Annotated in this window: 8 protein-coding genes; 2 read left to right on the top strand and 6 right to left on the bottom strand. The window is 72.6% G+C overall.

The features are described from left to right. Window positions 1-22 precede the first annotated feature (22 nt). The 4 genes from B8281_RS05295 to B8281_RS05280 all read right to left on the bottom strand — a co-directional run bounded on the left by B8281_RS05295 (window position 23) and on the right by B8281_RS05280 (window position 4202). Window positions 23-1312 carry an ABC transporter substrate-binding protein gene (locus B8281_RS05295; RefSeq protein ID WP_085387130.1) on the bottom strand — a complete coding sequence of 430 codons (1290 nt, stop codon included), beginning with the start codon at window positions 1310-1312 and terminating at the stop codon, window positions 23-25. A 71-nt stretch (window positions 1313-1383) separates the two neighbouring features. Further along, entirely contained in the window at window positions 1384-2211 is an 828-nt protein-coding gene (locus B8281_RS05290; protein WP_021481799.1) for a carbohydrate ABC transporter permease, read from the bottom strand. Window positions 2212-2214: 3 nt separating this feature from the next. Then, window positions 2215-3174, bottom strand: coding sequence for a carbohydrate ABC transporter permease (locus B8281_RS05285; protein ID WP_021481798.1), 960 nt, complete (start codon window positions 3172-3174; stop codon window positions 2215-2217). Further along, complete coding sequence (locus B8281_RS05280) at window positions 3171-4202, bottom strand: LacI family DNA-binding transcriptional regulator (protein ID WP_021481797.1); 1032 nt, start codon at window positions 4200-4202, stop codon at window positions 3171-3173. The genes B8281_RS05285 and B8281_RS05280 overlap by 4 nt, the downstream gene beginning before the upstream one ends. Window positions 4203-4558: 356 nt before the next feature. On the opposite strand from B8281_RS05280, the gene B8281_RS20010 reads away from it, so the two are divergent. After that, window positions 4559-5557, top strand: a complete 999-nt coding sequence (locus B8281_RS20010; RefSeq protein ID WP_085387129.1) for a glycoside hydrolase family 19 protein — start codon at window positions 4559-4561, stop codon at window positions 5555-5557. Between the two features lie 91 nt (window positions 5558-5648). Here B8281_RS20010 and B8281_RS05270 read toward each other — a convergent pair whose 3' ends face one another. Together B8281_RS05270 and B8281_RS05265 are read right to left on the bottom strand one after the other, a co-directional pair. Then, the gene (locus B8281_RS05270) at window positions 5649-7538 is read right to left on the bottom strand and encodes an FUSC family protein (protein WP_085387128.1); all 1890 of its coding nucleotides are present in this window, start codon (window positions 7536-7538) and stop codon (window positions 5649-5651) included. 85 nt (window positions 7539-7623) lie between these two features. After that, the gene (locus B8281_RS05265; RefSeq protein WP_198163153.1) at window positions 7624-8418 is read right to left on the bottom strand and encodes a DUF305 domain-containing protein; all 795 of its coding nucleotides are present in this window, start codon (window positions 8416-8418) and stop codon (window positions 7624-7626) included. Between the two features lie 48 nt (window positions 8419-8466). On the opposite strand from B8281_RS05265, the gene B8281_RS05260 reads away from it, so the two are divergent. Further along, a complete protein-coding gene (locus B8281_RS05260) occupies window positions 8467-10275 on the top strand; it encodes a carbohydrate-binding protein (protein WP_085387126.1) in 1809 nt (602 codons plus the stop codon). Window positions 10276-10359: the final 84 nt, after the last annotated feature.

Raw genomic sequence — 10359 nt, 5'->3', positions numbered from 1 at the left:
CCGCGGCGAGCGACCGAGAGTGCTACTTGGTGATCTCGGCCCAGCCCGACTCGAGCTCGGTCGCGAGCTGGTCGGCGTCGATCTCCTGGGCGAGGAACTTCTGGTACGCGGGCGTCGCGACGGTGTCCTTCCACTGCGCGTACGCGTCGACGAACAGGTACGGCGCCGAGGTGAGGTACTGGCCGGAGGAGAGGATCGTCGACCAGCCGTTCTCGTCGCCGAGCGACTCCGCCATGGCCTCCTGGGCCGACGTCGTCGCGGGGATGAGCGCGTCCGCCTCGTTGAGCGCGGCGAGGTTCTCCGTCTGCGTGAAGAACTCGATGAACTCCGCGGACTCCTCGACGTGCTCGGAGTCGATGTTCACCGAGAGCGTCTGCGGGTTCGCGGCCTGCTCGGCGCCGTCGGGGCCCTCGAGCGGGGGCAGCACGACCCAGTCGAAGCCCTCGGGCGCGTCGTTCGCGATGTTCGCGGCCTGGAACGAGCCCTGGATCGTCATCGCGACGTCGCCGGCGTAGAACGACGCGAGCGTCTCCGACCCGGACTGCGTGAGGGTCACCGGCAGCACCGTGCTGTCGGTGTGCGCCATCGTGTCCACGAGCTCCGGCAGGGCCATCTCGCCCTCGCCGATGGTGATGCTCGCGTCCGCGCCCGTGCCCTCGAAGTACTCGCCGCCGAAGCCGGGGGCCATCGCCATGAACGCGGCCGTCGGGCTCGCGAGCCCCCACCCGAGCCCGTACGCGCCGTCCTTCGTCGTGGCCTGCGCGATCTGCCGCAGCTCGTCCCACGTCATCGTCTCGCCCGTGGGGATCTCGACGCCGGCCGCGTCGAGCATCGTCTTGTTGGCGAAGACCATGTACGACTGCAGCTCGGTCGGGTACGCGATGACCTGGTCGTCGACCGTCACGGCGTCGAGGATGCCCTCGGGGATGTCGTCCCGGCGCTCGTCGGACATGTACTCCGAGAGGTCCGCGAGGTACCCGTCGACCGCGAACGGCACGATGCTCGCGGCCTCGTAGTGGATGATGTCCGGCGCGGCGCCGCCGTTGAACTGGGTGATGAGCTTGTCGTAGATGCCGTCCCAGCCGGCGGGCACGATCTCGACCTGGACGTCGGGGTTCGCCTCGTTCCAGTCGGCGACGATCTTCTCGGTCGCCTCGATCGCGGCGGGCTGGTCGGACAGCGACTGGAACTTCAGCGTCACCGTGCCGCCGTCGGCGCCGTCGTCCCCGCTGCCGCCCCCGCTGGAGCAGGACGCGACGAGCAGGGTCGTGATCGTGAGGCATGCGGCGATGGACGCACCACGAGTCTTCATGGTTCTACCTTTCGGGTGGGGGTGGGGTCGAGAGAGCCTGGGGGCGGGACCGGGCGTGGAGGGGGTCACGGTCAGCCCTTCACCGCGCCCGAGAGCAGGCCGCCGGTGAGCTTCTTCTGCATGATCGAGAAGAAGACGATGCTGGGGATGGCCGCGAGCACGGAGCCCGCGGCGAGGGGGCCGAGCGCCACCTTGCCCTCGCCGCCGATGAACATCTTCAGCGTGATGGGCAGCGTGTAGTTCTCGGGCGACTGGAGCAGCACGAGCGCGAAGAAGAACTCGTTCCACGAGGACACGAAGCTGAACATCGCGGTCGCGACGATCCCGGGCATGAGCAGCGGGAAGACGATGGTGCGCAGGACCGTGAGCCGGCTCGCGCCGTCCATGGAGCCCGCCTCCTCGAGGTCCACCGGGATGGCGCTCACGTAGCCCTGCATCATCCACAGCGCGAACGGCAGCGTGTACGTGGTGTGGACGAGCGTGAGGCCGACGAGCGAGTCCGTGAGCCCGATGGTCCGCAGGATGAGGAACAGCGGCAGGATGATGAGGATCACCGGGAAGACCTGGCTCACGAGGATCCAGCCGACGCCCGCCGCGCGGATCTTCCCCCGCAGCCGGGCGAGCACGTACGACGCCGGCAGCGCGATGACGATGACGAGCAGCGTGGACACGACCGCGACGATCGCGCTGTTCCAGGCCGAGCGGACGAGGCCCTGCCGCGCCAGCGCCTGGGAGTAGTTCTCCCAGTGCCAGTCCTGCGGGATCAGGCTCACGGTGAGCGAGTTGAGCTCGCCCGAGGACTTGAGCGAGGCGGAGATCAGCCAGAGCAGCGGGAAGCCGAGGAACAGGATGTAGAACCCCAGGGCCGCGTACTGGGCGGGGCGGACGAGTGCGCGCACGGGTCAGCTCTCCTTCTCGGAGCGGAACTGCGACCGCAGGTAGATCGCGAGCAGGAGGACGACCACGACGACGAGGACGACGCCCATCGCGGCGGCGTAGCCGATGTTGCGGTTCTTGAACGCCTCGAGGTACGTGAAGAGCATCGGGAGCATGGTCCGGCCGCCCGGCCCGCCCTCGGTGAGCACGTAGACCAGCGAGAACGAGTTGAAGTTCCAGATGAAGTTCAGCGACGTGATCGAGGTGATGATCGGGCGCAGGCTCGGGAGCGTCACCGCGGTGAAGCGGCGCCACGCGCCTGCGCCGTCCATCGCGGCGGCCTCGTGGAGCTCGTCCGGGATCTGCTGGAGCCCCGCGAGCAGCGTCACGGTGGTCTGCGGCATGCCGACCCACACCCCGACGACGATCACCGCGGGCAGGGCGGTCGAGAAGTCCGCGAGCCAGTTGATGTCGTCCGGCAGGCCCAGGGCGCCGAGGAACGCGTTGAGCGGCCCCGCGTTGGGCGAGTAGATCATCTGCCACATGATCGCCACGACGACCGGCGGCATGGCCCACGGGATGAGTGCGAGCACGCGCGTCAGGCCCTGGAGCCGGAGCCCCGAGTTGAGCAGGAGCGCGAGGCCCATCGCCGCGACGAGCTGGAGCAGCGTCACCGAGACGGCCCAGATCATGCCGATGCGGAACGAGTCCCAGAAGAACGAGTTGTCCGCGAGGCGCACGAAGTTGTCGACGCCGACGAACTGGTAGTCCGGCTGGCGCACGAGCCGCGCGTCGGTGAACGCGAGGGCGACGCCCATGACGAGCGGCGCGACGCTGAGCACGAGGATCGGCAGGAGCGACGGCATGACGAGCGCGATCGCCTCGCGCCGCTTGGCGCGGGCCATGCCGCCGGTCCGGCGCACCGGGCCGCGGTCGGGGCGCAGGGCCGAGCGACGGGGGTCGCCCGCGAGGGTCGGTGCGCTCACCGGGAACCACCCCCGGGGGCGGTCGACTCGCGCACGACGAGGCGCGGCCCGACGGCGGTGTGCCGACCGGGCTCCGCGTCGCCGTCGACGAGGTCCACGACGAGCTGCGCGGCGACGCGCCCACGCTCCGTCGAGCCGAGCGAGACGCTCGTCAGGCTCGGCTGGAACACGCGGCCGATCTCCGTGTCGTCCATGCCGGTCACCGCGACGTCCTCGGGGACCGAGAGCCCGCGCTCGCGCACGGCCCGGATGGCGCCGATGGCGAGGAGGTCGTTGGCCGCGACGATCGCGTCCGGGCGGGCGTCGTCGTCCGTGGCGTCGAGCAGCGCGCGCGTCGTCGCGAGGCCCGCGGCGACGGTGAAGTCGAGGGCGGGCGCGACCTCGACCCGCTCGGCGTCGAAGTCGGCGGCGCGCGTCGCGGCGTCGAAGCCGCGCTGGCGCGCCTCACCGGGGGTCGTGTCGAGGGGGCCGTTGAGGAACGCGATCCGGCGACGGCCGAGGCCGAGCAGGTGCCGCACCGCCTCGCCGATCCCGCCCGCGGAGTCCGTGGACACCGAGTCGATGCCGCGGTCCGCGAGCGTGCGGCCGATGACGACGACGGGCACGGGCGCCTCGCGGATCTCCTCGACGAGCTCGTCGTCGGTGCGCAGCGGGCTCAGGATCATGGCGTCGACGAAGCCGCTCGACAGGCTGCGCACGAGCTCGACGGTGGACCGCGTGGTGTCCCCCGTCGTCATGACGACGACGCGGTAGCCGTGCGGCGCGAGCACCTCGTGGATCGCCGTCATCATCTCGACGTAGACAGGGTTGCCGATGTCCGCGACGGCGAACGCCACCTGGAACGTCTTCTTGAGGCGCAGCGAGCGCCCGATGGCGTCCGGGCTGTACCCCAGCTCGGTGGCCGCGGCGCGCACGCGCTCGACCATCGCGGGGCTCGCGCCCGTCCCGTGCAGCGCACGGGAGGTCGAGGCCAGGGAGACCCCGGCCCGCTGTGCCACCTGGATCAGCGTGGCGCGTGATGACGTCACTGTCGTCCACCTCGTCGTCGAAGGACCGTCGTTCTGGAAACGTTTCCAGACTGACGACCTCGACAGTCCTGGAAACGTTTCCGGGTTGGCGGACACTCTCGCACCCGCCCCACCCGGACGTCAACCCCGCCGCCCCCGCGACGCTCGTCCCCCACCACGAGGTAGAGCCCTGGTCCCGCGAGGTAGAGCCCCGGTCCGCCGAGGTAGAGCCGTGGTCCGGACCTCGGCTCTACCTCGGCAGACCGGGGCTCTACCTCGGGCTCCCACGGGTACGGGGTTCCGCGTAGGGGGGTTGTCCACGACGCAGGGCCCCGGTCAGGCTCGAAGCGACCCGACCACCGACGAAAGGTGCACCGATGCACACGCGAGCCCCGGCGTCGTCCTCCCCCGCGGCGCCCACGACGGCCGCCGCCCGGCCGACCTCCCGCCCTCTCGCCCTGCTCCTCAGCCTCGTCCTCGCGCTCGCGGGAGCGCTCTCGTGGTCCGTCGCAGGCCCGGCGCAGCAGGCGCACGCCGCGACGTGCGCCGCCCCCTGGAGCGCGAGCGCCGTCTACACGGGCGGCGCCGTCGTCTCCCACGGCGGCCAGAACTGGAAGGCCGGCTGGTGGACCCAGGGCGACACGCCCGGCACCACCGGCGAGTGGGGCGTCTGGCGCAGCCAGGGCGCCTGCGGCGGCGGCACGAACCCCGGCAACCCCGGGAACCCCGGGAACCCCGGGAACCCCGGCAACCCGACCGGGTTCGTCGTCTCCGAGGCGCAGTTCAACCAGATGTTCCCCAACCGGAACCCGTTCTACACGTACCAGGGCCTCGTCGACGCGCTGTCCGCCTACCCGGGCTTCGCGACGACGGGCGGCGCCGAGGTCGCCAAGCGCGAGGCCGCGGCGTTCCTCGCCAACGTCAACCACGAGACCGGCGGCCTCGTGTACGTCAAGGAGATCAACACCGCGAACTACCCGCACTACTGCGACACCTCGAAGCCGTACGGCTGCCCGGCGGGCCAGTCCGCCTACTACGGCAAGGGCCCGATCCAGCTGAGCTGGAACTACAACTACAAGGCCGCGGGCGACGCGCTCGGCATCGACCTGCTCAACAACCCGTACCTCGTCGAGCAGAACTCCGCCGTCGCGTGGAAGACCGGCCTGTGGTTCTGGAACACGCAGTCGGGCGCGGGTTCGATGTCCGGGCACCAGGCGATCGTGTCGGGCGCCGGCTTCGGCGAGTCCATCCGCTCGATCAACGGCACGATGGAGTGCAACGGCGGGAACCCGGCGCAGGTGCAGTCGCGCATCGCCGCGTTCCAGCGGTTCGCCCAGATCCTCGGCACGACGACGGGCAACAACCTGTCCTGCTGACCCGTCCCGCACGCCCGACGGCGGCCCGCCCCTCCCGGGGTCGGGCCGCCGTCGCGCGTCCGGGGACCGGCTCGCGGGTCGTGGGTACCGCTCAGGACGGGGCGGGGAGGGTCGTCAGCAGGTAGCGCTTGGCCGACGCCGCGCGGCGGGCGAGGTCCAGCAGTGTCGAGGCCCCCGCACCGGGCGCCTCCCCCGCGTCGGGCCCGTCCCCCGCGCTCGGCGCGCCCCGGGTCGGGCCGTCGTCCGACGGCGTCGCCCCGTCCGGGCTCAGCGTCCGCAGGACCGCGGCGCGCTCGTCGTCGTCGATCTGCGTCGCGTTCGCGAGGACGATCACGTCACGCAGCGCGGCGCGCAGGTCGTCGAGCTCCTCGGCCTGCCGGTTGTCGAGGTGCTCGCGGTCGGGGACCAGCTCGTCCTGCTCGTACACGGCCTCCCGGACGAGCGCGACGTCCTCCGCACGCGGCGCCGGCCCCACGCCGACCGCCCCGGCGCGGAGGGCGGCGGCGGTGGCCGCCGTCGCGGTCTCGACCCGCTGCCGCAACGGTGGTGGGCGGAAGCTCGGGACCACGACGAACCCGAGGACGACCCCGACCACGACCGCGCACACCGTGAGGCCGACGTACTGCGCGAGCAGGGCGACCGGGTCGAGATCGCGCGTGACGGAGTTGAAGCCGACGCTGACGACCACCATGAAGGCGGCCCCCAGGGCCGGGCGCGCGGCGATGAACCACAGGCCCAGGCACAGCGCGACGACGGCGACGAGCGTGAGGTACCGCTGCGGCACGACGAGCAGCACCACCGCGACGCCGATCGAGCCCGAGACGAGGCCGAGGATCTTGTTCCGCGCCTTGGTGACGGTGTCGCGCCAGCTCGCCTGGACGATGCTGAAGGTGGTCAGCAGCACGGTGGAGACGAGCGGGTCCCCCCGCTCCAGGCCGGACGTGACGAGGAGCATCACCAGCAGCGCGAGCGCGGTGCGGAACGCGTGCCGGACCTGCACGGACCGCAGCCGCCCGGACGGGTGCTGGACGGCGTCGAGGAACTGGTGGCGCGGGCCGCGCCCCAGCCGGACCGCGGACGTGTCGTGGCGTGTCAGCGCCTGCTCGACCGCGTCCAGCGCACGGGCCGCGTCGCCGGCGGGGCCGACGGCGGTCGACGACGCGGGGTCGGGTGCCGGCGAAGGCGCCGGGCCCGCGGCGCGCCGCGGCCGGGCGCGCACGCGCGCGGCCAGGTCCTCGGCGCGCCGCTCCAGGGCGGCGAGGTCGTCCGGGGACGCGTCCCCGGTCAGCCGGGCGGTGTGCCGCGCCAGCCGGTAGCGCGAGGCCCCGTCGAGCACGCCGGCGAGCCAGCGCTTGCGACCGTCGACGAGCCAGGTGCGGAACGCGGTCGCCGTCGCGGCGGTGGGGTCCGCGGCGTCGAGCACCGCGGCGACCTGCTCCCGCGTGGTCTTCGACGGGTCGGGCAGGCCCATGACGACCCGCAGCAGCACCGCCACGACCACGCCGGCGACGGCCGCCAGCACGACCTGCCGGTGGTCGGCCCCGCCCTGGGGGGCGTAACCGTAGCCGAAGACGGTGGTCATGCCCAGGCCGAGGCCGACGGTCGCGTAGCGCTCGCCGAGCAGGGGGAACAGCGCGGCCACGAACCCGAGCACGACGACGAGCGCGACCGCCGCGGGGCGCGACGTCTCCGCCAGGAGCCGCGGGACCGCCGCGGCGACCACGAGCAGCGGTCCCAGCACGGCGACGACCCGCAGGTCGGCCCGGAGCGGACCGCCCATGAACGCGACGAGCGAGAACAGCCCGGTCAGGCCGCCGATGATCCCGACCGCCCCCGCCCCCCACGAGTCGGCCAGGAGGACCGACGGGAGGACCACGATGATCATGAGCACGATGAGCATCGGGCTGCCCCGTGGACGGGCCGGTGACTGCTTCCGCTCGGGGCTCTCTCCGGGCGCCGTCGTGCCGTCGGAGCGCTCCACGGGGCCTCCTCGCCGTCGGGTGGCAGCACGCGTACGTCCCGACCGTACGGCGGCGGCTCGGGGGCCGCGACCCGGGCGCCCGCGGTCAGAGCGCGGCGAGGAGGTCCCGCATGCGGTCGATCTCGCCGCCCTGGCCGGCTGCCGTCTCGGCCGCCATCTCGTTCGCGAAGAGGTCCTCCCCCTCGACGAGCACGACGTCGACCATCGCGAGCGCGCCCTCGTGGTGCTGGATCATCCCCTCGAGGAACAGGCGGTCGAACTCCGGCCCGCTCGCGGCCTCGAGCGCCGCGAGCTGCTCGTCCGAGAGCATCCCGGCGGTGCCGTCGCCGTGGTCGTGGCCACCGTCGGGCGCGCGCGGGCCGGTCCCGCCCGCGTCCTGCGCGCCCTCGGGCACGGCGAGGTCGCGGGCCCGCAGCCACGACGCGAGCGCGTGCACCTCGGGGCCCTGCGCGGCGGTAACGCGCTCCGCGAACGACCGCACGGCGTCGGACCCGGCGCGGTCGGGTGCGAGCGCGGCGATCTCGAGCGCCTGGAGGTGGTGCTCGATCATGCCCGTGACGAACGCGGCGTCCGCCTGGTTCCACGAGCCCTCGTCGGGCGCGCCCGCGTAGTCCTCGGGGGCGACGGTCGTGGCGTCCTCGCCCGGCCGCCCGGGCTGCACGACGACGCTCGACGGCGTCGACGTCGGCTGCGGGTCGGGCGTGCACGCGGCGAGACCGAGCGCGGCGCCGAGCGCGAGGCCGGTCGCGGTGACGCCGCAGGTCAGGGCACGCGCGGCGCTGCGCCGCGCTGTGTTACGGCTGGGAAAAATCTGCACCCGCGCTGTTCCCTCCGTGTAAAAGATCGTCGCGAACCGCCCGGTTTGAGTGGTCCAGATCACATTTGCCCGCCAGAATTTGCAGCACCCTACCAAGGAGGTGTTTCCCTCGTGCATCGAAGAACGCACCGGCAGACGCACCGGCACCGGAGCCGGGTCCTGCTCGCCTCGTCCCTGGCGGCGACCCTCGCCGTCTCGACCCTCGCGGTCGCCACGACCGCCGCCGCGGAGCCGTCCGACGGCTCCCCCGAGGCGGTGGCGGCGCTCACCGACCAGGCCGCCGCCTCGCTCGCAGACCTCCCCGCACAGCGCCTCGCCCCCCTCGCCCAGGCCACCGACGTCCTGGCGCCCGGGGAGACGGCCGGCAGCCCCAACCTCGCGCACGTCGCCAACATCCCGAAGAACGGCGGCTTCGCGCCCGAGGGCCAGTACAGCACCGACCTCGCGTTCCAGGGCCGGTACGCGTTCGCCGGGAACTACGGCGGCTTCACCGTGTACGACGTCGCGAACCCGACCGCCCCGCAGCAGGTCGCCCAGGTCGTCTGCCCCGGGTCCCAGAACGACATCTCCGTCTACGGCGACCTGCTCGTCCTCAGCACCGACTCCTCGCGCAGCAACGACTCGTGCGAGAACGTCGCCCGGAGCGCCGCGATCAAGGAGTCGTGGGAGGGCATCAAGGTCTTCGACATCTCCGAGCCGACGGCGCCCGAGTACGTGGCGTCCGTCGAGACGCAGTGCGGCTCCCACACGCACTCCCTCGCGCCGTCGCAGGACGGCGAGGAGCTGTTCGTCTACGTCTCGTCGTACAGCCCGAACGCGGCGTTCCCCGACTGCCAGCCCCCGCACGACCTCATCTCGGTCGTGCAGATCCCGCTCGACGACCCCGCCGCGGCGGAGCTCGTCTCGACGCCCGTCCTCTTCCCCGACGGCGGCAACCCGGGCGGCAACGGCTCGAGCACGACGTCGGGCTGCCACGACATCACGACCTACCCGTCGAAGGACCTCGCGGCGGGCGCGTGCATGGGCGACGGCATCCTGCTCGACATCTCCGACCGCGCGCACCCGGTGGTGACCGAGGTCGTCCGGGACACGACGAACTTCGCGTTCTGGCACTCGGCGACGTTCAACAACGCCGGCACCAAGGTCGTCTTCACGGACGAGCTCGGCGGGGGCGGGGCGCCGACGTGCAACCCGACCGTCGGGCCCGAGAAGGGCGCGGACGCCATCTACGACATCGTGGGCGGCGAGCTCGTGTTCAAGAGCTACTACAAGATCGAGCGCGAGCAGGCCGCGACGGAGAACTGCGTCGCGCACAACGGCTCGCTCATCCCCGTCCCGGGCCGCGACATCATGGTCCAGGCCTGGTACCAGGGCGGCATCTCGGTGTGGGACTTCACGGACTCGGCGAACCCCGTCGAGATCGCGTGGTTCGACCGCGGCCCGCTGTCCGCGGAGCGGCTGATCCTCGGCGGCTCGTGGTCGGCGTACTGGTACAACGGCGCGATCATCTCGAACGACATCCAGCAGGGCCTCGACGTCCTGCTGCTCGACGACCCGGTGACGAACGCCGCGAAGTCGGTCGTGACGGACGAGTTCAACCCGCAGGCCCAGCCGACGTACACCGAGCCGCCGGCCTGGTCGAAGGGCACCGCGTACGCGGGCGGCACCACGGTCACCTACGGCGGCGCCGTGTGGCGCGCGCAGTGGTGGACGAAGGGCCAGACGCCCGGTGCCGACGCGTGGGGCCCGTGGGAGGAGATCGCGGGGGTCGACTCCGCCGGGGTCGGCGCGTGGAAGCCGAGCCGCGTCTACGTCAAGGGCGACAGCGTGACGTACGAGGGCACGACGTACACCGCGAAGTGGTGGACCCGGAACCAGGCGCCCGGCGACCGCTGGGGCCCCTGGGACCCGCAGGACTGACGCGCACGACGGCGCCCGCTCACCGGTCGGTGGGCGGGCGCCGTCGTGCGCGGCCCGCCTCCGCACGTCCCGCCCGTAGGATGC

Source organism: Cellulosimicrobium sp. TH-20 (genome assembly GCF_002105775.1).
GTDB lineage: Bacteria > Actinomycetota > Actinomycetes > Actinomycetales > Cellulomonadaceae > Cellulosimicrobium > Cellulosimicrobium funkei.
This window is presented reverse-complemented; position numbering and strand designations above follow the sequence as displayed.